At 63.1% G+C, this 22851-nt stretch carries 20 protein-coding genes and 2 pseudogenes; 5 read left to right on the forward strand and 17 right to left on the reverse strand.

Annotation, left to right across the window (positions count from 1 at the left end):
• Window positions 1–180: 180 nt before the first annotated feature.
• Window positions 181–881, reverse strand: a pseudogene (locus tag IP65_RS15880) (SDR family oxidoreductase).
• On the opposite strand from IP65_RS15880, the gene IP65_RS22140 reads away from it, so the two are divergent.
• A complete protein-coding gene (locus IP65_RS22140; RefSeq protein ID WP_255352221.1) occupies window positions 829–954 on the forward strand; it encodes a hypothetical protein in 126 nt (41 codons plus the stop codon). The pseudogene IP65_RS15880 and the gene IP65_RS22140 overlap by 53 nt on opposite strands.
• Window positions 955–1286: 332 nt before the next feature.
• Here IP65_RS22140 and IP65_RS15890 read toward each other — a convergent pair whose 3' ends face one another.
• Both IP65_RS15890 and IP65_RS15895 read right to left on the reverse strand, forming a co-directional pair.
• Window positions 1287–2777 (reverse strand): PepSY domain-containing protein, encoded by a 1491-nt coding sequence (locus IP65_RS15890; protein ID WP_054132299.1) that lies wholly within the window; start codon window positions 2775–2777, stop codon window positions 1287–1289.
• On the reverse strand, window positions 2774–3340 hold the full coding sequence (locus IP65_RS15895) for a hypothetical protein (protein WP_054132319.1): 567 nt from the start codon (window positions 3338–3340) through the stop codon (window positions 2774–2776). The genes IP65_RS15890 and IP65_RS15895 overlap by 4 nt, the downstream gene beginning before the upstream one ends.
• Before the next feature lie 150 nt (window positions 3341–3490).
• Between IP65_RS15895 and IP65_RS15900 the strand changes: the two genes are divergently transcribed.
• A complete protein-coding gene (locus tag IP65_RS15900; protein WP_231627745.1) occupies window positions 3491–5836 on the forward strand; it encodes a TonB-dependent receptor in 2346 nt (781 codons plus the stop codon).
• Window positions 5837–6025: 189 nt separating this feature from the next.
• Here the strand turns inward: IP65_RS15900 and IP65_RS15905 are convergent, their stop codons facing one another.
• Window positions 6026–6304, reverse strand: a complete 279-nt coding sequence (locus IP65_RS15905) for a hypothetical protein (protein ID WP_156306646.1) — start codon at window positions 6302–6304, stop codon at window positions 6026–6028.
• Between the two features lie 58 nt (window positions 6305–6362).
• Complete coding sequence (locus IP65_RS20950) at window positions 6363–7235, reverse strand: helix-turn-helix domain-containing protein (RefSeq protein ID WP_231627746.1); 873 nt, start codon at window positions 7233–7235, stop codon at window positions 6363–6365.
• Between IP65_RS20950 and IP65_RS15910 the strand changes: the two genes are divergently transcribed.
• The gene (locus IP65_RS15910) at window positions 7234–8439 is read left to right on the forward strand and encodes an MFS transporter (RefSeq protein WP_054132301.1); all 1206 of its coding nucleotides are present in this window, start codon (window positions 7234–7236) and stop codon (window positions 8437–8439) included. The two genes, IP65_RS20950 and IP65_RS15910, sit on opposite strands and share 2 nt — an antisense overlap.
• 348 nt (window positions 8440–8787) lie before the next feature.
• Here IP65_RS15910 and IP65_RS20960 read toward each other — a convergent pair whose 3' ends face one another.
• The 11 genes from IP65_RS20960 to IP65_RS15955 all read right to left on the reverse strand — a co-directional run bounded on the left by IP65_RS20960 (window position 8788) and on the right by IP65_RS15955 (window position 20168).
• Window positions 8788–9069: a transposase domain-containing protein gene (locus IP65_RS20960; RefSeq protein ID WP_082350201.1), complete on the reverse strand. Its 282-nt coding sequence runs from the start codon at window positions 9067–9069 to the stop codon at window positions 8788–8790.
• Window positions 9070–9219: 150 nt separating this feature from the next.
• Entirely contained in the window at window positions 9220–11985 is a 2766-nt protein-coding gene (mobF, locus tag IP65_RS15915; RefSeq protein WP_054132302.1) for a MobF family relaxase, read from the reverse strand.
• The gene (locus tag IP65_RS15920; protein WP_054132303.1) at window positions 11985–13883 is read right to left on the reverse strand and encodes a type IV secretion system DNA-binding domain-containing protein; all 1899 of its coding nucleotides are present in this window, start codon (window positions 13881–13883) and stop codon (window positions 11985–11987) included. Before IP65_RS15920 ends, mobF begins: the two co-directional genes overlap by 1 nt.
• Window positions 13880–14251: a hypothetical protein gene (locus IP65_RS15925; protein WP_054132304.1), complete on the reverse strand. Its 372-nt coding sequence runs from the start codon at window positions 14249–14251 to the stop codon at window positions 13880–13882. The genes IP65_RS15920 and IP65_RS15925 overlap by 4 nt, the downstream gene beginning before the upstream one ends.
• Window positions 14252–15044: 793 nt before the next feature.
• Complete coding sequence (locus IP65_RS22240; protein WP_369801300.1) at window positions 15045–15998, reverse strand: lytic transglycosylase domain-containing protein; 954 nt, start codon at window positions 15996–15998, stop codon at window positions 15045–15047.
• The gene (locus IP65_RS15935; protein ID WP_054132306.1) at window positions 15995–16576 is read right to left on the reverse strand and encodes a S26 family signal peptidase; all 582 of its coding nucleotides are present in this window, start codon (window positions 16574–16576) and stop codon (window positions 15995–15997) included. Before IP65_RS15935 ends, IP65_RS22240 begins: the two co-directional genes overlap by 4 nt.
• Complete coding sequence (locus IP65_RS21415; RefSeq protein ID WP_197279268.1) at window positions 16573–17097, reverse strand: DUF2840 domain-containing protein; 525 nt, start codon at window positions 17095–17097, stop codon at window positions 16573–16575. Before IP65_RS21415 ends, IP65_RS15935 begins: the two co-directional genes overlap by 4 nt.
• Before the next feature lie 191 nt (window positions 17098–17288).
• Window positions 17289–18176 (reverse strand): replication initiator protein A, encoded by an 888-nt coding sequence (locus IP65_RS15945; RefSeq protein WP_369801304.1) that lies wholly within the window; start codon window positions 18174–18176, stop codon window positions 17289–17291.
• 5 nt (window positions 18177–18181) lie between these two features.
• Window positions 18182–18451, reverse strand: coding sequence for an AlpA family transcriptional regulator (locus IP65_RS20965; protein WP_082350196.1), 270 nt, complete (start codon window positions 18449–18451; stop codon window positions 18182–18184).
• A gap of 396 nt (window positions 18452–18847) precedes the next feature.
• On the reverse strand, window positions 18848–19177 hold the full coding sequence (locus IP65_RS15950; RefSeq protein ID WP_054132308.1) for a single-stranded DNA-binding protein: 330 nt from the start codon (window positions 19175–19177) through the stop codon (window positions 18848–18850).
• Window positions 19178–19568: 391 nt separating this feature from the next.
• The gene (locus IP65_RS15955; protein WP_054132309.1) at window positions 19569–20168 is read right to left on the reverse strand and encodes an SOS response-associated peptidase; all 600 of its coding nucleotides are present in this window, start codon (window positions 20166–20168) and stop codon (window positions 19569–19571) included.
• Between the two features lie 83 nt (window positions 20169–20251).
• Between IP65_RS15955 and IP65_RS15960 the strand changes: the two genes are divergently transcribed.
• Together IP65_RS15960 and IP65_RS15965 are read left to right on the forward strand one after the other, a co-directional pair.
• On the forward strand, window positions 20252–20437 hold the full coding sequence (locus IP65_RS15960) for a DUF6771 family protein (protein ID WP_054132310.1): 186 nt from the start codon (window positions 20252–20254) through the stop codon (window positions 20435–20437).
• Between the two features lie 6 nt (window positions 20438–20443).
• A complete protein-coding gene (locus IP65_RS15965; protein ID WP_054132311.1) occupies window positions 20444–20770 on the forward strand; it encodes a hypothetical protein in 327 nt (108 codons plus the stop codon).
• Window positions 20771–22673: 1903 nt separating this feature from the next.
• Here IP65_RS15965 and IP65_RS20970 read toward each other — a convergent pair.
• Window positions 22674–22851 (reverse strand): annotated as a pseudogene (locus IP65_RS20970) (nucleotidyltransferase); the annotation flags it as partial.

The raw sequence follows: 22851 nt of genomic DNA on the forward strand, positions 1-22851 counted from the left end.
TAAGGTCTGGCAACGGCCCTGCGACGGCGCGTATCGTCACCATAGCCGAAAACTTGCCCAAGTTTGCGAGCGCACATTGCGCTGACCCAGCCGACGCAATCGGGCGCCTGTATCATGATGGTCCAGCGACAAGGAGGGACGGCGCTTCCGGCTAAGCTGGGCGGCGCCGTCCTGTCCGGATCAGATCTGGGCCATGCCTCCATCAACGAACAGTTCGATGCCATTGACATAGCTCGACTGGTCGGAGGCAAGAAACAGCACTACTTTGGCGACTTCTTCGGGCTGGCCCACGCGGCCGAGCGGCACCTGCCCAGCCGTGAAATCGAGTAGGCCCTGCTGGGCTGCGGCGTCAGAGCCCGCCAGTTCAACCAGGCCCGCCGTCTCGATCGGCCCCGGGCTGACGGTGTTGACGCGGATTTTGCGGTCCTTGAGGTCAAGGATTCAGCTGCGGGCGAAATTGCGCACCGCCGCCTTGGTGGCCGAATAGACGCTGAAGGCCGCCGCGCCGGTGATCGCGGTGACCGAGCTGGTGAGCACCACCGAGGCGCCATCGCGCAGCAGTGGCAAAGCCTTTTGCACGGTGAACAGAACGCCCTTCACATTGGTGTCGAACGTCTGCTGATAGTGTTCCTCGCTGTTGCGTCCAACGGGGCAAAGCCGCCACCACCCGCATTGGCGAAGATCACATCGATCTGGCTATGGCGCTGCTGAACCGCATCGTAGAGGCAGTCGATATCGGCAAGCTTCGACATATCGCCACGCACGGCGGTTACCCGGCCGCCGATCACTTTCACCGCCGCATCCAGTGCGTCCTGGCGGCGTCCGGTGATGAACACCGAGGCTCCCGCTGCGGCGAACGACCGCGCGGTGGCAAGGCCGATGCCCGAGGTGCCACTGGTGACCCCTGCGGTGCGCGCGCTGATCGACCAACTGGCGGCAACGTTTCCGAAGTAACGAACGCGGCAGATGCTGCAAATTCCGCAATGTTTTTTGCACGATCGCCTGAAGCCAAAGCACCTTTCACGCATTCGGGCACAGGATAGCAGCCAACAGCAGGAACAGCGTATGACCGCCGATAATAGTACCGCCCACAGCATGAAGTGAGTAGGTTTTTACCTGCAAGACCCTGCTCATTTGATGCAGGAGGATGGTTGTTATGGCGCCGTAGTCCAGCGATTGACCAGTTGGACTGCGCCGAAGGTGCATGCTTGACCTTCCGGCGCACCAGAATTCTTTCCTGGAAATGGGCGCAAAGATTGCCGCGACCCATTCCCATGATTTGACCCTCAGAGCAGCCCACGCGGCCAGCTTGATCGCAGCAGCCCAATTGCAGTGATGACGATGACGCCATCTACAACAAAACCCGCGAAGTCTGTCGCGCCGTGCATGAACTGCGTCGCATGTATTCCCGCTGAGGCCAGCAGCAGCACACCGGTGGCAATGCGTCCCGCACTGGCCAAGTCGGCTGCGGAGCTCGCCGTTAGCGCAGACGCGATGATCGCTGAGAGAAGCGTGACCGTTACCCAGACCGCTACCAAGGTCCCGTCCGGCATCCGGCCATGGAGCAGCAGCGCAAGCAGCACCGTCGTGGCTATTGCGACCGGTTGTCCCCAACTGATCGCCGCCCACAGCCGCTCCCATCCTGGTGCCGCTCGCCCTTTGTCGCGCCGCCGCGCCAGCCAAATGGTGATCCCCGATGCAGTGACGACGCAGAGCGCCAGACCCAACAACCCATAGGCGATGCGAACGGCCATCCCACCGAACCAGCCAAAATGCAGCCGGCCCAGCGCGCCAAGTATCCGTTCACCGACGGTCAGGCCCGCGGGATGCTTTTCGGCAACTATCCTGCCGGTGGCATCAAAGGTGATATTGTCCTGCTGCGCGATCAACCGGCGCCGCGATGCCGACAGTTCCAGCCGCATATCGCGGCGGCTCCAGTGGCTGACCTCGATCTGGCGCAGTTGCGCACCGGGCGCACGGTCGCGCGCTACGGCAATCAGCGTCGCTACATCGGGCATGGGTGCTGGCCGGGCGTCTTCCTTCGCCTGCGGCGGTGCCAGCAACGCATATATCTGCTGACTGTCGCCACGAAACAACAGGAGCGCAAGAATGCCGACGATCACGGTGCTCAGTCCCAAGAGTGCGCCGGTGAGTGAGACGATGATATGAAAAGGCAGCGGCCAGACACCGAGACGGTTATGCAAATCCGCCTGCTCCAGCCGCAGCGACCCGCCAAGCCGCAAGTAAAAGGCGTCCCGGAAGATACGGGGATGGGCAAGAATACCGGAAATCAGCGACGAAAGGAGCGCAACTCCCGTCAGGCCGACCAGAAAGCGCCCCAAGGTCTGCGGCAGGTGCAACCGCGTGTGCAGATCGACCAGAAAGTCAGTCCAGGGCGATTTCGCGCGCATGGCGAGATGGCCATTGGCATCGGCGTACCAAGCCTCGTCATCCGCGTCATTGCCCGACGAGAGCAGAAGACGCGGGAAGTCGTCACTTGGCAGCAGAACGTAGAAATTCTTGTCGGTCCCAGCCCTGCTTCCCATCTCGACGACAGCGCGTCCGATCGCCGCATCGCTGGCGACCGGGAAGGTCGGGGCGGCCGGTTGCTCCCACCGCTGAAAATCACGCACGAAGACGCTGAGCGTGCCACTCAGGCAGACGATGTAAATCACGGCGGCAAAGGCGATGCCCAGCACAGAATGGCCGTTCAGCACGGCGCGCACGATCTCGCTACGCCAAAGGCCGCCACGTGGGCGTTCGGCAGGACGGCTCATGCGATGCCTCCCAGAAAGGCGAGGCCAAAACCGAGGATGGTTGTGCCCCCCAGCACGGCCGTCGCCCGGATAATCCGCTGGTCAGCGAGAGTCCAAGTCATGGCCAGCCCCCAGAGCGCCGGGACTAGCAGGGCGGCGATTAACAGGCGGGTTTGAATCGCACCGGGCGCCCAGGCGGCATAGCAGAAAGCAAGCCCCATGGCCGCGAGCATCCCGAGGGGCCCGGCCAGAAGGGCCTTGAGCCAACCGCGCCATGCGCGCGACGTGCCGTCCAGCGACTCAGGGGCAAGCTGCGCTCGCCGGGATTCGCGCGCCGCGCGTCTGGTTGCGCCGTGCACCACAACCAGCAGACTGCCCACAGGCAACAGCGTCAGGGCGTAGGCGAGGCCGAGCATCGGCCCGATCCAGACCGCTGATGCGAGCAGAGCACCGACCAATATGCCCCAGCCGGCAAGCCTGAAGTCAGGGCGCTCCCGCTCCCGGTCTGTCCAAGCGCATCGCAGGAACCAGCTTCCGCCAATACCTGCACCCACGAACAGGGCGGACGTCAGAAACGGAATCACCAGGCCCCTCGCCACCCAGGGTATGCCTGGTTGATGCCAGTGCCGCCAACCGGCGCGAATGTATCTCCAAACAAGCTCATTGTCGCCCCATCTCGATGTTTTCGAGAGTTAATTAATGCAATTGACTCTCAAGAGCAACATTAATAGTCGATGCGCAGCCAACTCGGGGGAATAGCCATGTCCAATATCGGCACGCGCTTCGGCGCGCTTGCAATGCTTCTGACAGCCGCGGGAACGGCCCATGGTGCCACACCGGAGATGGTTCCAGCGAATAGCCCGGCAGATCAGTCTGCTGGTCAGCAAGGCGCGGCAGAAATCATCGTTACCGGGCAGAAATCGAACCGGACGCTGCAGGACACACCGGCGAGCGTCGCGGTGACGACCAATCAGGCGATTACCAGCCAGAATTTGCTGAGCGTCTATGACGTCCTCGAGCGCACCCCCAACCTGTCGATCAGCGGCAATCGCACCACCTTTTCGATCCGCGGCATTGACGCGTCCAACGTATCGGGCAGCGGCGACGGCGCACTGGCAAGCGTATATCTGGATGGCGCCGTTCTCCCGCAGGTCGCGCTCAGTGTCGGGCCACTCGATCTCTATGATATCGCGCAGGTCGAGGTGTTCCGTGGGCCGCAATCGACCGTGCAGGGGCGTAACGCGTTAGCCGGAGCCGTCATCATTCGGACGACCGATCCGACCTATCAATGGAGCGGCAAGGCGCGGCTGCTCATGACCGACAAGGACGGCCAACGCCGTGCGGGCGCGGCGATCGGCGGTCCGCTTATCGATGGGCAACTCGCGTTCCGGATTGCTGGCGAGATTGCCCGCGCCGATGGCCTCGTCCAAAACGTCACGTTGCACACCGATGGCGACCGACGCGAATCCGAGACCATCCGCGGCAAGCTGCTGCTCACCCCCGCGGCATTGCCCCGACTGCGCATTGTCGCGACCTATCTGCATGACCGCCACCAACGCGGCACAGATTGGACGCAATTTGACGCACCCTATACGCTCACGCAGCGCGTTGCGACCGAAGACGTTCCCGACATCCTCACCGTCAAGAGCGACATCGCGACACTTGAGGCCGACTATGACCTTGGCGGTGGCTTCAAGCTCACTTCGGTCACCAATTACAGCAATATTCGCAGCCTCAATACCTACGATCAGGATCGCAGCGCCACGCCGGGCCAGGTCGGCATGATCCGTGATCCGAGCAAGACGTTTCAGCAGGAACTGCGCCTGAACGTCCAGAAAGGCTGGGTACAGGGCCTGGTCGGTGCCTATTACCTGCGGGACGACAATCGCGATTATCTCTTCCGCGCCACGCAAAATCTGGGATTACGCCGCCTTGGGATCGACCGGACATTGCTGGGGATGGGGATGCCGCAGGCGACGGTCGACACGGTCATCAATCTGTATGGCGGCACGGTGCCGATCGCCAACACACTCACCCAACCACGCCTCACCAAGAACCATGCCGCCTTTGCCGACCTGACGTTCCCCCTCACCAACAAGCTGCGCCTGATCGCCGGGCTGCGCTACGATCACGAAAGCCAGAATCGCGGTTCTGTCCAGACCGTTGCTATCACCCGCGCATTGCCAGATCCAAGCGCCTTACCCCCCGCACTCGCGCCCATCGTCACCCAGTTGAATGCCCTGTTGCAGGCGACCGCAGCGAACGCCACCAGCATTCTTCCCCAGCGCACAGTCACTTACCAGGCCTGGCTCCCCAAAGCGGGCATCACCTATGACCTGACCCGCGACGTGTCGCTTAGCCTGACGGCGCAGCGCGGTTATCGCGCCGGCGGGTCCGGCCTCAACCAGCAGCGCGGGCAGTATTATGAATACAATCCGGAATATACCTGGAACTATGAGTTCGCCGCGCGCTCGCAATGGTTCGACCGCAAGCTGACGGTCAACGCCAACGTCTATTATATCGCCTGGAAGGACCAGCAGGTCTCTGTGCAACTGACGCCGGGGTCGGTGTTCGACACACAGGTGGTCAACGCCGGCAAGTCACGTCTCTATGGTGCCGAACTCGAAATCAGCGGGCGGCCCACACCGGAACTCAATCTCTTCCTGGGGGCGGGTTACAGCAATACCCGCTTCGAGGATGCCGCATCCTCGACCGGGACACTCTTCCAGTTCGTGCCTGGCAACCAGTTCAGCAGGGCGCCCCACTGGACCGTATCAGGCAGCGCAACCTGGCAGCATCCCACGGGGCTCTTCGCCAACGTCAACGCGAACTATCGCAGCGGCTATTTCCAGGACATCGTCAATCAGCCTGCGATCCCGCCGGAGCAGGATATCCGCGGCCGCACGCTGGTAAACACCAAGCTGGGCTGGCAAGGCGACCATTTCGGGGCGTTCGTCATTGTCAGCAATATCTTCAACGTCCAGAAGCCGACCCAGAGCTTCGTTGATCTCGACGGTCACGTCCGCGGTGTCGTGAACGACCCCCGCATCATCGGCCTGTCGTTCGAAGGTCGATTCTGAATGAGATGGGGCCGCGTACAATAGCCATCACCGCCCATGGCCATCCCGGGCGAACTGCCGGGCAGACCAGGCATGCAGATGCACCATGGTCCGGGGGCCTTGCGAACGCCCCGGACCATGTGCCCAGATTCAGGCTGATGCCTGCCAGCCAACCTGATCATCCAATGCGCGCGCTGCTGGAACCGCGCATCACGCTAGAACGCCAGCCTTTTCGGCGCGGTTCGACCTAGCCGTTGACCGCGCGCCGACGGACTGTCTCACCTGTTGGTGCAGGGCGATTGCCAAGGATGCGCTGAGCGCGGCGGCGAATCGCTGGACCGGACCGCCGACGATATCGGTCATGAAACAGCAGACGCGTTCGATACCGCTTTCCGCAAACGCCTTCCGCATCCCACTGGCCCGCTTTGCCAGAATGGTGGGAGGAGCATAATCCATCCAAAATTTCTGCCGTTCGGCTGCTTTTGCCACCGGCCAAAAGCTGTCCTTGGTTCACCGCAAGCCTGACCAGTCGCGGCCCGGGGTTGCGTTAGCTATTCGATCGGTAATGACTCGGCGCCACTCCGATCAGGCGTTTGAACATTGTCGTAAAGGCAGCCGGGCTTTCATAGCCCAGGTCAAAAGCAATGGTTGTCACGGCATCTCCAGCAGCCAAGCGCGGCAGCGCGATGAGCAGGCAGGCTTGCTGTCGCCAGGCACCGAAGCTAAGCCCGGTTTCACGTCGAAATGCACGCGTGAATGCGCGGCGTCCCATCCCCAAATCGGAACTCCACTGGTCGATCGTATCGTGGGCACTAGGCGCTTCCAGGAAAGTTCGGCATTTTCGCGCGATTTCGACATGCTGGGGAAAGGGGACGGCCAACGGCATTGTCGGTGCTCGGGCAAGTTCAGCGAGCAGAAGCGACATGACCAAACCATCGCGCCCATCGACATCATATTCGGGAGGTATGTCGCATGCGGCTTCCAGCAGGTGGCGGAGTAGCGGCGAGACTGGGATGACCTTGTTGGCATTTCCCAGCGAGCCGGGCACATCCGGTTCGATTAGAACGCTGCGCGTGCTCACTTCACCGACCATCCGCACAGCATGGCTGACACCGCCAGGCGTCCAGATGGCGCGTTCGGGCGGAGCGACCCAAGCGCCGTGTGGCGTGCTGACGACTACCACACCTCGAGCCGCATAAAGCAGCTGGCCGCGGCGATGCTGATGCCAATCTAGCTCGAATGCAGGAGGGTATTCGTTGCTGATAGCGACAATGGGGCGGTCGATATGCTCAACCAAAGCTGGATCGGACCAAGGCATTTGGATGTCCCACATGAAGAAGTGAATGGCCCATACCGGAATGCGGGACAGCTTGTAACGCTCTAAGGAATGGCGCGACCACCAACAACGAGAGCCAGCCATGAACGCTACGAAAGCCGCCGCGCAATCAGCCGATACTACCGTGTATGGCGTGATCGTGGCGATCAGCTTCTGTCATTTGCTCAACGACATGATGCAGTCGCTGCTCCCGGCTATCTATCCCAATCTCAAGACGGAGCTCGGCCTATCGTTCAGCCAGATCGGCCTTGTCACCCTCGTTTACCAAATGACGGCATCGATTCTGCAGCCCCTGGTGGGACTCTACGCGGACAAGCACCCTACCCCCAATGCTTTGCCCGGCGGTACCTTGTTCTCATTGGCCGGGCTTCTCTTGCTTTCCGCTGCGCACAGCTACGGGCTCTTGCTGGTCGGCGCGGCCCTGCTGGGCATGGGCTCCTCGGTATTTCATCCTGAGTCGTCTCGCGTGGCGCGAATGGCCGCAGGTGGCCGCCATGGTCTGGCCCAGTCGATGTTCCAGGTGGGCGGAAATGCTGGCTCTGCGCTGGGCCCGCTGGCTGCCGCGATCGTGGTGATGCACTGGGGCCAGTCGAGCCTCGCGTTCTTCGCAATGCTTGCGCTACTGTCCTGTGCAATCTTGTGGAACGTCGGCCAATGGTACAGGCATCAAGGCCTTGCACGTCTCTCGCTCAGTGTCGCTGGCAAGCGGGCTGCGCCACCTCTGCCTAGGAAAAAGGCTCTCGGCGGGATTGCGATCCTGCTTGCCCTGATCTTCTCGAAATATGTCTATCTGGCCAGCCTCACCAGCTACTTCACGTTCTACCTGATCCATCGTTTCGGAGTGAGCGTGCAGGTGGCCCAGTTGCACCTGTTTGTCTTTCTTGGAGCGGTCGCGGTCGGAACCATCGCAGGTGGACCGCTGGGAGACAGGTTCGGTCGGAAACATGTGATCTGGTTCTCGATCCTGGGCGCGCTGCCGTTCACGCTGCTGTTGCCACATGCCAGCCTGTTCTGGACGGGGCCGCTGACGGTCATGATCGGCCTTATCCTGGCATCAGCCTTTCCCGCGATCGTCGTCTTCGCGCAGGAACTGGTGCCGGGGAAAATAGGGATGATTTCGGGATTGTTCTTCGGCTTCTCGTTCGGAATGGGCGGCATAGGTGCGGCAGTCCTGGGCGAGGTCGCTGACCGATCGGGCATCGACATGGTCTACGCGGTTTGCGCATTCCTTCCCGCGATCGGGTTATTGGCCGTCTTCCTGCCCAATCCCACAGAACGCAAAATCTAGAGGAAGCCGCGGGTTTCACCGCGAATATGGTGGCGGCACGCGGCGAAGATCCGCTGTTGGGTACTTCCATGTTGTGTTTACGGTGCCCGCCGAGATTGCTGCCATCGCTTGGGAAAACTGGCCGATGGTCTGACGCGCGTGGCGGCAAGCTGGGCGAGACGGCTGCGAGAGGCCAGCTCATCTACGATCACGATAAGAGGAGATTGATGATCACCCGACCGATTGACGGCCACCCGGCGACCACGGCCAATGGCGGAACTATCGGCATTGCCGCCATCGAAACTCCACCGTGTGAGCGTCCCAACGGTGCTTTCGCTGCCTATCTCCGGGGTCCGGACGCCACCAAACTCACCGCGCGGGCGAAAGCAGCGCGGTGACGCGCAGTGCTTGCGCTAATCGGGGCCTTGTCGGGATCCGGCGTGATTTGATGAATGCCCATCGGCTAGCTGGCGCGGAGCCGGCGGAATTCAGGCAGCAATTTCCTTGTATGTGTCGCTGCTGAGCAACCCTGCAGTGCCATGGAAGGAGTTCGTGAAGTCGGGTCTGGCGTATGTACGCAATTCTGGCGAGGACGTTGGTGAACCAGGTGAGCGGATTGGCGTCGTTGACGCGGGCGGTAAGTTCGCAAATGAGTGCAACCTCAAAACCGACATATCATCCAACCGGCAAGGCGCCGCTCAGCGGATGCCTACGCAGATGGCGCGACCTGAACACTCGGAAGACTACCAAAATCTCATGGCAGATTTCCGGGCAACGGTAGGTATCTACCCTCTTTGTCTTTCAGCCCAACCCAGCGCCTAGCGTCTTGGCCGCAGAGGGCGCCGGCATCGCGCTGGCAACGTGCGCCACAGCCGTCTGCACCTGCCCAGCCCGCTCGCTGATTGCCGCAATCAGGCGGTCACGATCATTGGTGAAGACCGTCGCAGTGGCCCTGGCCCGGGATAACCCGACGTAGAAGCTCTTTTGATCGACCAGGTTGGTTGCCTTGCTATCGGAATGGATCAGGACATGGTCGGCGGTGCGGCCCTGGGCTGCAAAGGCCGTGTCCACATAGGCATGCCGGATGTGCTGATCGCGTGCTGAATCAAGCTGCAGCGTCTCCTTTTTACCCCGCGCCGTTCGGATAGTCGCGCTGCGTGATTGCTCGTCCACGGCGATCACCTCGCCGCGGTCGCCGTTGATGCGCCCTGCCTCACGGTCATTGCGGGTGAACTGGATACGGTCGCCAACCTTCAAGTCCAACTTCTGCGGCACGAACGCCTGGCTGTTGGTTGCCCCCCATTGCCGCAGACGCCAATCCACCTCCCGCCCGTCCTCGGATTTGAGCGTGATGGCCGCCTTGTCAGGGTCGATCGACTCGACCCGATAGGCTTCACCCCGGACCACGCCTTTGTCGGCATAGTCGCGCGTGAAGCGCACAATATCACCCTTGTCGTAGGCCAAAGGGTCACGCGCATCGGCACGGGTTAGTCCTTTGTTCGCCAGGCTGCGCATTCTGACCGCCGGGCCGGACAATGCGCCTGCCCGGGTCAAGGCATCACGGATCTCGACAGTGAGCGCGTCACGGCCCTCGCGTGATGGCTCGATCACCAGCGTGCGTGCGCGTACTGCCTTGTCCAGCGCGGCATAGTGCGTGGCCATGGCGGCAAAGCGTTCGGCCCGGTCAGCGCTTTCAACGATGCGCCCGCCGCCCCGGTCCAGCGCGGCAAGTGCCCGTCTTGCATCGCCTTCGATGGAAGCCAGGACCGCTTCCTTGGTCGCCAAGTTGGTCTGACGGACGACGTCATGCAGCCTTGCCGTGTTCATGCCGGCGCCTTGCAACTGGGCGAAGGCTGCACCTGCTTCAACCGATCCCAACTGCTGGACGTCGCCGACAAGGATGACGCGCGCGTTGTCCTTTTCTGCTTGCGCGAACAAACGTGCCGTGTCGCGGGCAGAGAGCAAGGATGCCTCATCAACGATCCACACTGCCGGCTGGCCCGAGTTGGTGCGTTGCGGAGTTAGCAAATGGCGAGCGACCGTTTCGCTCCTGGCGCCAAGTGCTTCGCCCAGCACCATAGCCGCCGCTGCCGTTGGTGCCAGTGCCTTGACCGATGCGCCTTGCGCTTCGGCCTCACGCGCAAACGTCGCCAAGACAGTAGTCGTCTTGGCGGTGCCGGCATATCCTTGCAAAGCCGTAATCCGGCAACGGCTGGTGAGTAACTGCTGCGTCGCAGCACGCTGCTCTGCATTCCAGGCCATTCCTGCCCGCTCGGCCCGCATCGCAGCGTTGGCAACCGCCTTGGCAGCGGAGAGTGGAGAGGCGATCGGCGCCAATGCCCCGCGCCCCTTGGCTTCGATCTTGAGCATGCTGGTCTCGATCTCAACATTCTCGCGGGTGGTGAAACCGGAAAACGCCGCGCCGCGACGATCTACGAATGTCCGCTCGATCAGGTTGCCAGCGCTGGTGGCCGCTTTCACGGCTGCACTGATTTCGGCATACCCGATCTTGCCCAGTCCGATGCGTCCCGCTTCCTCATGCAAGGCGGCACTGGCGAACACCGATTGCCGCTCACCCAGCTTCTCGGCAGCCTGGGCGACAGCGCGATTGGCCACGGTCACATCTATCGCCAGTTCCCCTTGGTAAGCCGAACTTGCAGCCCTCTTCTGCGCCTGCTCGATCAGGCCTAATCGCGCCGCCGAGTCGAATCCGGCCCTGCTCGCCTTCTCCCGCCATTCCTCGACCAGAGCAGCAGGGTCGGCAGCCACCTTGGCGGGACGCGTGGCCAATGTGGCTATCTGCTTTTCGGCCGCGCTGGCCTCGATGCGGGAAGTGCCGCGCTCCGCCAGCTTGGCCTCAATGGCAGCACTGCGGGTGCTGAAGGTTGCAATGATCTCACTGGAGACACCTTTGATCTCAAACTGGGAATTCTTGCCTGCTTCGATCTCATAGCCGAGCTCGCGGACTTTGAGCGCCAGTTCCTGCCCATAGATGGCGCCGATCTGCTTCTGCAGCTGATAAATCGCGCGAGGCTCCAGGCTGCGCCACCTGCCATCTTCGTCGTGTGTCGCGTTCATCACCACATTGTGGGTATGAAGCTGCGGATCCTGGCCCCGGCTGGTACCATGCTGGAAGCTTGCGATCACCAGATTGCCGGTTGACTCGCGAACGGTTTGGCCGCCCTCCCGGACACGCGTTGCGGCCATATGCTGCTCGACGTGGGTCATGGCAATGTGCACAGCTTCCCGATGCGCGGCAATCAGCCGCTGGTCGCCTGCGACCTCGGCCATGATCGACACTGACTTGGGCGCGCTCAATGTGATGTCCCATCCAGGACGATGTTCGCGGTTGCCATCCCGCATGGTACCCAATTGCTGCCCAGCGATGTGGCCTTCGAGCATTGCCCGGAACTGCTCACGGTCCACTTCGCCCGAGAGGCCCAGTGCTGCGGCCCCCTGGCCTTGCCAATACGAGGGCGAAACTTCACTCTGGGAGCGGAAGTCGTCGGCCTCGTAGTAGCTGACGGCTTGCCCTGGATTGGTCAGCGCCGAGACGGAGGCGACCATCACACGGGACCCTGGCTTTTGGGTTCCTGGCGCTTGGGCGGCTGTCTTGGCGCGACGGGAGTCCCGGCAGCAGTTGCGGGCGTCGCAGGCGCCGGCGCAGGCAGTTGCTGTGGTGCCGCAGCAGTCGCTTTTTCCCATAGCGTATGGCTGGGGTCACCGGGCACGAAGCCCGGCACGCGGGCAGGTCCACGCTGGGAGATATGATCGGCGGTCAGCTTGATTCGGGCCAGCGGCAGTCCATTGGGGAAAAGCAGGTAACCCTCGAACTTGGGAAGGCGCAGTTCACTCGGCAAGACGCGAGGGTTGACCTTGCGCACGCTGCCCAACGTGGTACGCCAACCTGCCTCGCGCTTAGCCAGGGCATCGGTCATGGTTCGGATCTCGACCTCGCACTCGCCTATGGTGCGGCTCGCCCATTGCTGGGTTTCTCCGTCGATGGTTTGCAGGAACAGCTTGGTGTTGCAGCACCCCAGTATGGATTCGGCGAGCTGCGCCCCATAGCGATGCTGCATCTGTCCGAGCGCCTGGAAGGTGAGGATGACGGCAGCGCCGAACTTGCGGCCCTCGGGCAGCAGTCGCGCCAGATTGTCGACCCGGGGCAGATCGGCAAGCTCATCAAGCACAAACCAGATGCGGCGCTCCGGTGATGGCGCCAGGCCGAGCACCGCGCTAGCCGCGCACTCCAACCAGCAGGCCAGCAAAGGCTTCGAGGCCTCGAAGTAATCCTCCTTGCGCGGGACGAAGATCCAGGGACGGGCTCCCTCGCGCTTGTCGAGCCCGTGTATGAAATCGCGGAAAGCAAAGGGCACGCCCCCGCTGTCCTCGACACGCAGGAACTGGATCAGGTCGGCGGCTTTGGCGAGCATGAAGAGCACGCTGCCAGTCGCCCGGTCGGCATCGTCAGCGAAAGTCCGCGCTGACGAGGTGGCGGCAAGCCATGCTTTTAGATCGGCTTTGCTCCTGTTTTGGAGGGCATCCAGCAAGTCGGCCAATGTCCATTTCTTCTCGCGCCAGAGGGCCCGAAGCATGTTGGCAACCAGGATACGGCTGGTTTCGAGCCACACATCGCTGTCATGCGTACCAGTCTCGGTGATGAGCTGGCGGGCGATGCGGTCTGCGTCGGCAGGATGGGCGATCTCGGCAAAGGGCGACCAGAACGCGCAGCGGGCGTCGAAAGGATTGAGGACGATATCACCCCGCTCGGGACAGTAATAGTGGGCGATGAATTCCCCGCTGGTGTCGTAGACCAAGGCAGCCTCGCCGCGCGCCTCGATGGCGTCGAGCAACTGGCGCAGGGCAGTCGTCTTGCCCGAACCGGTCGTGCCGATCATTGCCATGTGGCGGGTTTCCAGCTCCGTCGGGATCGGCACGGTGCCGATCGACAAGGGCAAGCGTACCGCCTCCTTGGCCGTCCGCCGCGCGAGACGCGTTTCTGTGGTAATCGCCGTCCCGGCCATCCATCTGTCAGCCAGCAAGCGGCCATAGCGGCGCAACGCCATGTCGCGCCTGGCCAGCAGGATACCGAGCCAGGCTAAGCAGCCCAGCACACTCCCCCACACGGCGTAGGTCCGAACCTGCCGGGCGCTGCGGGCGAAATAAGGATGCGCGATGATCGCGCGCGCCGACCGGTCTTTATCGATCTGGTTACCCCGTCTGACATCGACCCCGGTATCTTCGGTCCAGGCCGAGACGGCCCAGGATTTGACACGCGCCCAATAATAGGTCTCGGCCGCGCCAACCACGTTCCGTTCTGTGAAAACGCTTGGCAAGGCCATCGCACCCAGGGCAACGCAAACCAGCAAGGCGATCGCTTGCCGCTTGAAGTATGTCAGACTTCGCCCCTGGTGCTGCTTGTACAGCGCATCAGCATGGATGCGGCGATCCGACGAGTCGATCATTGCTTGCCCTCCTGCGCTAGCAGCATTTGCCGACGGTGGGCCGCGTTAATCTCTGCGGTGATTGTCTCATCGCTTTCTGCCAGCCCCAAGGCGGCGGCGCGCGCATAACCATACGCTGCGCAGGCGGTGAACAGCACCCGCTCGAGCATCCGCTCGGCATCACTCAACCGCGTACTGGCCGTTGCCAGTTCCGTGATGATCTCCTGCACCGACGTGTCAGATCCTGGCGGCACGGCAAGGGTCTCCGCACCAACCTGCACACAGCGTTGGACGAGCGCGTAGACGCTGATTTCTTCGCGCTTGGCCAGAGCCCGAATAGCCTTGTCGACCTTGATTGGCACGCGCACGGTGTACTGCACCGGCCTCATCGTGCCGCCTCCTCAAGAGTGCCCGCAGCACTCCTGCAAACATCGCGCAGTGCGCTGCTCGGAACATCAGCCCAGACGGCGAAACCGCTAAACCCTCGGAAAAACTGGCGCCTAACCAGTATGCGCACGTGCGTGAGGTGTGGCGAACTATAATGGGCTCGATGCGAAGCATCGCACCCCCTCGCACCGGCGAGCATCGCGGAACGATCGGGCATCTTTGCATCCTTTGTGGTGAGGGATGAACGGCGGGGACGGGATACCGCGTGGCGACCCGAAGCGGCCGCAGACGCTCCCGCCGCATTGGTCGACAAGTCTGGTTCCTGTACGGCGGTCCACACCGGGATCAGCGCCTTGCGACCCTGGCGCGCAGCTTGGCGATCACCGTGTGCCGTTGGCCAAGGACAGACGAAGCGAAGGTGGCCCACGCGCCAAGGGAACATCGCCATGGCGGTCGCGTCCTGCCGGCAAATGCGGAGCAAATGCGTATCGGGCTGCGCTGCCTGATGCAGGCAGCAGGTCAGCCCCGGGCCCGGTGCCCGATCTGCAGTGACCAAGGCAGGCGCATGCGAGGCCGCGCCGCGGCTACTGCTGACCATTCTAATCCCGTCCCAGGCCTGCCTGTGACGGGCACCGCATGCCGGCGGCACAGCGACAACTCGGGCAATCGCTGCGCTCCAAGGCGAGAGCGCCACGTCTTTTCCGCCGCCTCCTGGCCTCCATGCCGACAGGCCGGTATCCGCAGGCAGCAATGCCTCTGGCCGCCAAAATGGCCGCAACGGTGCACGCTGCGCAGTCATGGCTGGCGGCTCCCCCATTCCCGAGGAAACAGGCCCGCGCTGGGTAGCCCAACGTCCGCATCCACCGTGACCGGGCTCATCGCAGCGGCTGCTGCGGCAGGCTGGTGCGGTGAGGAAAACAACGGGGCAGCACGCCAGTCCGGTAATGCCGGATGCGGCTCTGGCATCGTGGGGTCAGCGGCACCGACATTCCCCGGCACGGCAAGCCGGGGGGCGAGGCGTGTCACATAACGCATCGTCTCGGCGGGCAAGGGACGCCCGCTGCGGAGATAGGCTTCGTAGCGCCCCGGTCCGGCGTTGTAGGCGGCAAGAAAGCCCGGACTGCCGTAGCGATCATGCAAACTGCGCAGATAAGCCGCGCCAGCAAGAATATTGGCGCGAGGGGCGAAGGGATCGTCACCCAAGCCATGGGCGCGGGACAGCGCGCGCCAGGTAGCCGGCATGAGTTGCATCAAGCCCATCGCGCCGGCCGGCGAGACAGCGGCGGGATTGCCGCCGCTTTCGGCGGCCAGGATCGCCATCAGCCAGGCCTCAGGCAAGGCGAACCGCGCGGCCGCTTCAGCGACGAACGGTGCCCACGGCGATCGGCTAGCGGGGTCTGGCGCTGCCACACGCGGCACCGGCTTAGCGCAAGCCGGCACGGCAGGCAGTCCCAGACCACAGGCCCAGATTGCTGCCGGGACAGCCGCGAGATGTCGCATGGCGCAGCGCCACAGCAATGGCCACGCCGCCCCGGAACGTGCCGGACAAAACGGCCTGTCGCTGGCGCGCAATAGCCGTCTGCACTGCGCCGCGAACCCGGACACAATGGCCTCTAGCCGGTATTCGCCAGCCCACTTGCCATCTCCGCCCGCTGGCAAACCCGACAGCAGCGCGCCTGGCCAGAGCAACCTCGGTCCCGGGCGGCAAGCGCCCGCAGCCATTATGCGAAGTGGATCGCTCGGGCTCATGGCCGCATCCTTGGTAAAGGGGAAAGCGGAGGCAGGGACGCGCCAGCAGCGAACCACACACGTTGGCCGGTGCCACGCTCGTCGGTCCACACGGGGTGGGCAACGCCAAGCACCGCGCTGCGCGGCACTGGCCCGAAATAGCGGCTGTCGACACTGTCCCCGCGCGCTGGCGCGAGCAGGAACAACTGATCACGAGCGAGGTAGACGCAACCTGACCAAACCGGCAGCGGGCGGCCAATGCGATCTCTCGCGCGCGCCACTGCCACCGGGCGGCCGGCAATCGTGACCTCTGAGCCAAATCGGCAGACGCGCGTGCCTGCTGCCGCTGCCAAGGGCTTGATCAGCGGCACGCCGGCCGGCAAGTAGCCGCGCCGTGCCATCAGCGTGGACCACGGCGCCGGCAGGCGCACCACGAGCCGCTCGCCTGGCAGCAGCTGCGTGGCCGGCTCGATCCAGTAAAGCCCGGTTGGCACGCTGGACGACGCATTCCATACCAGGCGCGGCCGGGAAGGCAGCAGGGTCGGCACAACCAGAGCGGCCACGGCCAGCTCCATCGCAAGCAGGGTGCGCCGGTTCATGCTTGTCTCTCCCGCCGTGCGAGCCAGGCGACCTGGCACCGGGGGTCGTTGATCCGCGCTGTCCGGCGCGCGGCAAGGCGGTGGTGGATGAGCCGCCAGTGATCCGCAGCGACCTCCTCGGGCGCAACGCCCAGCGCCTCGATCGCAGCGATTACGGCAAAGACGCGGGCTACGCGGCGCCAGCCCTGGACGGCAAGGAGGATTTCGCCGCCCGGATCGACCGATGCGAGGCGCGAAACGGCGGTGCCGCGTGGCAGAGCGCGGACGATGGCAAGGTGCGAGAGGGCAGTGCCATGGTCATGGCCTGCCCAGCGCACCAGCGCGAAAATCTGGCCTGGCGCATAGCTCTCAACGCGGCGCCCCCTCTCGCCGCGGCTGGTGGCGACCGGCTTGCCGAAACGAAGCCAGTGCTCGCAGCGGCCGTGCGGCCAGAACAGCGTGACATGGGTCAGTGGATCATCGGTCGCGCCGCTAGCCGAGGCGTTGCTGGTCGCCGCCCCTGCGCACGCCGTTCTACCCAATCGGCCGCATTCAGCAGCGGATTGTCCACAGCATGACGGCGTTAGCAGGAATCCGGAGGATTCCTGGTTAGGTCGGTTAGGTGACGAATAAGCCTCTGAAAAAACGGCGCGATCCACGCCAATCGGTTCCCAATCGTCCGAGAAAGCGGTTCCCGATGGTCTGAATGTCGGGGTTCCTGATCGTCCGTGTGTCATGACGACTTATCCACAGGCGCCAGCCCGACCCGGCGCAGGGCGGTGGCGTAGCGATCTTCGGGAGAGCGCACGAAGCGCAGCCAGTGCCGGCCATGTTCCGCAAACAGCGTGAGCGTGTAGCCCGGCAGGGCCTGGCGACTGACGATACCGCGCAGCGCAAAGGCGAAGCGCTTGAGCGGCCAGAGCAGGCCCGAACGCATGTGAAGATGGGGCAGATCGAACGTCCAGCCGCCCGCCTGGCGACCACCATGCTTGCGCACCAGACGGTAGAGCCAGCGCTCGAGTCCGCCGGTGAGACCGAAATAGGCGCGATCAATCGTCAGGACCCACTGCGGCTGGAGTATGCCCTGATAGAACCACTCGGACACGATCAGCTCGATGCCACAAGCCCTGCCACGCGCATCGCTGCATTCGCGCCACGCGTCGATCCAGGAAAAGCATTGGCGGCGGCCGCGCTCGGGTTGGCGGAGGGTTGTTGCGATCATGGTCGACTGCAGGCGGCCGAGGGCGGCCTTCAAGCGCGCGTAGCTGGCCTTACCGGTGCCCCGCCGCGTGAAGGTGAGAATGTCGTGCGGGCGCGCTGCAATTATCCGCGAGGTCGGACGACCCGCATCGCGCGCCTCGACGATCTGGCTTGCGATCCAGATCAGCACGTCGGCATCCCAGATCGTGGCCATGCCGTGTTCGTGGGTAGCTTCCACCCGGATTGCGACGTCCCCCATGCGGAAATCAATCGGACGGATGCGGTGGTTCTTGGCGAGACTGAAGAACGGCCAGACCATGAGATCCTGGGCGTCGCGCGGTGCGATTGGACCACGCCGGGGCACGAACAGGTCAGGCTCCTCGCGCGTTGACGGCTTGGTGCGCGCCGACGCGGCTGACAGGGCGCTCACCGCCGCACCGGCCCGGTGCCGGGCTGGCGGCGAGCAGGATGGACTACGCCGCGTCCTGGATCACGGGTCGAGCGTCGCTGCCCCGGGTAGACCCAGGCATCGAGGTCAGCGAGCGCGTAGACAATCCGGCCGCCTAGCTTGTGGTAGACCGGGCCGGTGCCATAGCAGCGGTGCTTTTCGAGCGTGCGCGGCGACAGCCCGAGATGGACGGCTGCATCCGGTGTGCGCAAGTAGCGGGGATAGATCGGGGCAGGAATGGAGTGCACGGTCAGGCTCCTTCAAGATCCGAGGTACTGCGGCGTAGCGCAGTCGGGAGAGCCCAAGTCTGGCGTGGTTTTGGTGCCTTGGCGGAGTGACAAAAATGCCCCGTCTACTTTTGTCACACCGCCGGGTTCACCGGCGCGACAAACCGCAGCATTGGGGGCACGACGAGGTTTGACCTGACCAGGTCGCAGGCAGCGCACGCAGCGCTAGAACACGAGGGCCAGAACCGGCAGATCAGCAGCGCCGGTGGCCGCCCCGCTCGAGTATGATACCTTCGCACAATGGCTTACGGTCTTGTCCGGATGCGAGCAGGCAACGCTGTAGCATACGGGAGAGAGTTGCGTGGCTGAGCCTTGCCGATTGGGACCAGGACGGCCTGACAAGCCGCCCCGGCTTGGTCAGAGAAACACGATCTCGTCGGCGACAATTCCGGTGTTGTAGTATGTGCCGCCGGCCTTATCGTTGCGGCTGTAACGGATTTCGCCGCGGACGATCAGCTTGTCGCCCTTTTTCTTATGGTTGGCGACGGTGTTGCCGAGGCTGCTGAACGCCTTGACTGTGTGAAACTGGTCGTAGGTTTCAGGATAGCCGTCCTCGCCTTTGCGTACTTGGCCATCCTTGACCACCGGCCGCGAGGTTACGAGGGTAAAGCTGACGCCGCCTTTGCTGCCGGGGTTAAAGCGGGTGATGTCGGAGGTGATGCGGCCAGAAAGAAAGGCCGAGTTCATGGGCATTTACCCCAGGTCCTGCCGGCGTGCCGATCCCGCCGGGATGCGCCAAGACAAAGCCTGCGAACAAGAAGCCCGTGCACCGCGCAGCGCAAGGGAAACACCCCTTCCGTCCCGGAGGTGCGGGCACCGGCCGCATGCCGGTAACACGGCGGGCTGAAGGGGTATTGCAGGGGCTTTGCGCAGGCTCGGGACGGCATCCCGACGAGCGGGGCGCCCGCCAGCGAACCCGGTAAATCCGAACGATGCGTCGGCGCGCCACAGCCTTACCGCAGTGCCCTCGCCCGACATCGGGCATGACAAGCTTTCGCGGACTATGGTTCGCCCGCCCAGGGAATGCACGCGGGCAGCCCCCCTGCGCGACCGCCGATCGGGATGCGAGACTGCGCTGCTAACCGCCAGCCCAGCGATCTGCAGTGCGCTCGATCGACAGCACACCGGGCCAGGTACGGCACAACGCAAAGGCCGTTTCGGGGGCAGCATCCAGCCACGTGTTCCACTGCTCGGAGCGCAGCACCACCGGCATCCGATCGTGCACCTCGGCCATTGAGGCGCTGCTTTCGACCATGACCATGGCATAGGTCTGGCCCCATTCCGGCGTTTGCCGCCAGAGCCCACCGATCGCGAAGACCTCGCCGCCCGGCATGCCGTACCAGGTGCGCGTCATGCGACCCGGCTCGCCTTCGGGTTCGGCCCACTGGCTCACCGGGATCAGGCAGCGCCGCCGGGCGAAGCTGTCGCGCCAGAAGGGGGTGTGCAGCTTGTCATCGCGGGCATTGGTGACAGGCTTGGGCTTGAGCGGCTGGCCCTGCTTCCCCTTGAGCACCACGGGAAAGCCCCAATTCATCGCGCCTGCGCGTCCGTGCGCGACGACGAGGCCGGGATAGCCCGGATAGACTTCCTCGGCATGGTTCACGCCCGGCACCGCCTCGGCTGCGAAGATTTGGGCAACTTCAGCCTGATTGGCGCGCAGGCGGTAAAGATTGCACATCACCCAGATGTCTCCCGCCCGCCACGCAGAGTCAAATCTCGGTTCGGGTTGCACATATGTTCCTATTATGTTCCAATGCCGCCATGGAACGAATCGATCTCGACATCATGGCGGACGCGATCCTTGAGGCCCCAGGCTGGGTACGCATCGGCATTACCGCCCCTTCCCCCTCCTTGCGCGAGGACGCCGCGCGCGTGCTCGCTGGCGCCATCGCTGAACGCCTGCAGGCCGCCTCACCCAAAGCCGAGCAACTCGGCCTGAAACTGTGACACGCCATGCCGCGCTGGAACGCGGCGGGCCTGATGGAGCCCACCTCGCTCACCGATGCGGCCGCCCTGCGCCTGGTGGTGCGCCCGGTCTGTCGCTGCGGGCATTCCATGACCTTCGATCCTCATGGCCTGTGGTGGCATTTCCATCAGCGCGGCTGGGACGACCGTTTGTCGCAAGTGCGCAACCGTTTCTGGTGCATCTGCTGCCGGTCGCAATGGCACAAGAAAGTTCGGCCGCTGCGGATCGAGACGGTGACCGAGCGCAGCGCGGCTGTGGTGCTGCCGATGCCGCCGGAGCGGGAGTGGAAACGTCAATCGCGGGCTTTGCGATAAACAGCAGAATGTGGAATGCTGCGGGCTAATCGACGAATAGCACGATTCATGCGAGGAGAATTGCGATGGAAGATCGTCAAGCAAAATGGCGGATCATATTAGTCGCTCTCGCAACATTTGCGTGCATTGCCTATGTCACAATGTTTTTCTTCTCTCGCCATCCAATACCTTGAAAGTCAATATCATTATAATTTTTGGTCCGTATCGTAGGAATTAACCTCAGTGCCGGCTGCCGGAACTGAGGCGGGTATTATCGGCTGATAATCACCTCCCCCGCCATCTTGCTCTGCGCCATGCCGCCAACAGCATGGCGCACCGTCATGGCCTCGATCGCGAAGCCGGGAAAGCTTCGGCGCAAGTCTGGGGGGCCGTTTAACGAGAGAGTGATGCGACCTTCGAGGCCGCAGGGGTGCCGCCATGGCAACGCCTGCCGGGCAGGCGACAGGCTTTCCGCCTGGCGGAGCCGGCGAAGTCAGGTGGGGGATAACCCGATCCCCCAAACGGACCGATCATACCTATGAGAGCCTGAGCGACGCGGATAGAGCACCGACAATCGGCCAAGCCGCTGTCCTTTGCCTGCACCGGTCCCCTGGACGTGCCCTTGCTGCTCTGGCCGGAACAACCCCTAGGACACGCCGGCGTCTGCTCACCCGATGCCCCGCCGGATGTCTTATGGTCAGCTTGAAGTCTGCGTACGAAGCGGCGGGGCAAATGCCGATTTCAGGCTCACTGAAATGCGGTCGAATACCGGTCAGAGCTTTGCCGTCCTAGAAAACATCCCCTGATACGACGATGATAGCCGCTTACGAAAGGTTCTCGGCCAATCCCCGTCTAAAAAATCCAGCTGCGTTCAACGCTTTTTCGGCGGATACGGAAAATATCGAGTGATTTGGACAACGGGGAGGCGGAAAATTTTTTGGTTGCAAATTTCAGAAGAAAAAAGTTCAAACAGGCCTAAAATATGCTAAGACTTGTTGTGTACCGGCAGTGACAAGTTATGCGACACACTTGGCAAATGCCGGTACAACACCACTCAGACAGCAGTCCATCACGACATTCCCAACGATCGGTGGCGACGATCCTGGATGTTCGATCCGGACCTTTCAAATTGACATTTTCATGCGGTTTGTGCCGGCATTTTCTGCCGGCGCACGTTGCTGGCAATTCATGCGGGCATGTGGGGCGATGCCACCCCTATGGCACTGCTGATCGCGTCCCGCGTAGGCTCTGCGCCACCGGTTCGGCCGTCAGCCGCCGGCATGATCTACCCGCCGATTCTAACGTAGCGCCCGGTTTTGCCATCGGGCTAGATCCGCACGGGCTTGAACGCCCTCAGTCAGAGCGCCGCTGGGAAGCGCGGTACGGTCGAGGGCGCGGACAGGCGCCCTTGGAGGCATCAGGCCAGCAAGACAAAGGGTCTGGCTGGACAGGATGTAGCGCGACAAACTGGATGAGAATGTGTTTGTCGCGGCGCGTCGATCAATGCCAGATTAGATGGCGTAACGGTACAGGCGTTGGGTAGCTAATCGCCGATGCGGTGTCGGCGGCCTCCCGGTAGATGGCAGAAGGGCACGATGACCGGCGTTCGTGAAAGGCGAGCCAGCCGGATCGGTCCGGCTGGGTCGGCACCATCGGGCGCAATGACCCCGGTCTGACGGGGTGGCGGCCAGAACGGTCAAGTGGAACCGGGCGACAGGAGCCAGGAGACCATGCGAGCCCCGCCGTGGGGAGGCTCCGACCGGCATGCTAGTGCCGCAAGAAAGCGTAGATGGATGGCCTGGTCCAGCCGCGGCGCCATACCAGGCGGCAGCGGCAAGCGCGACGATGCGCCAGCGATCTGGCGCATCTCGCATGTTCAGTCCCGCATAGGGGAGCAACTCCCGAACGGCTGCGGTGCCAGCTGCTAGCCGGCGCGTCGCGCGGTTGCTTCCAGCTGGACAATCCGCTCGGAACAGATAGCGTGGACCACGCGACCGAGCTCTTCAACCTGCTCGCCCAACCAGGCCAGTTCCTCTTCGGTGATGCGGTAGTGTTTGGAATAGCGCGCCTTGACGTAGGCTTCCTTCAGTTTCTCGAACATC

It is taken from the genome of Novosphingobium sp. AAP1, assembly GCF_001295765.1.
Taxonomy (GTDB): Bacteria; Pseudomonadota; Alphaproteobacteria; order Sphingomonadales; family Sphingomonadaceae; genus Novosphingobium; species Novosphingobium capsulatum.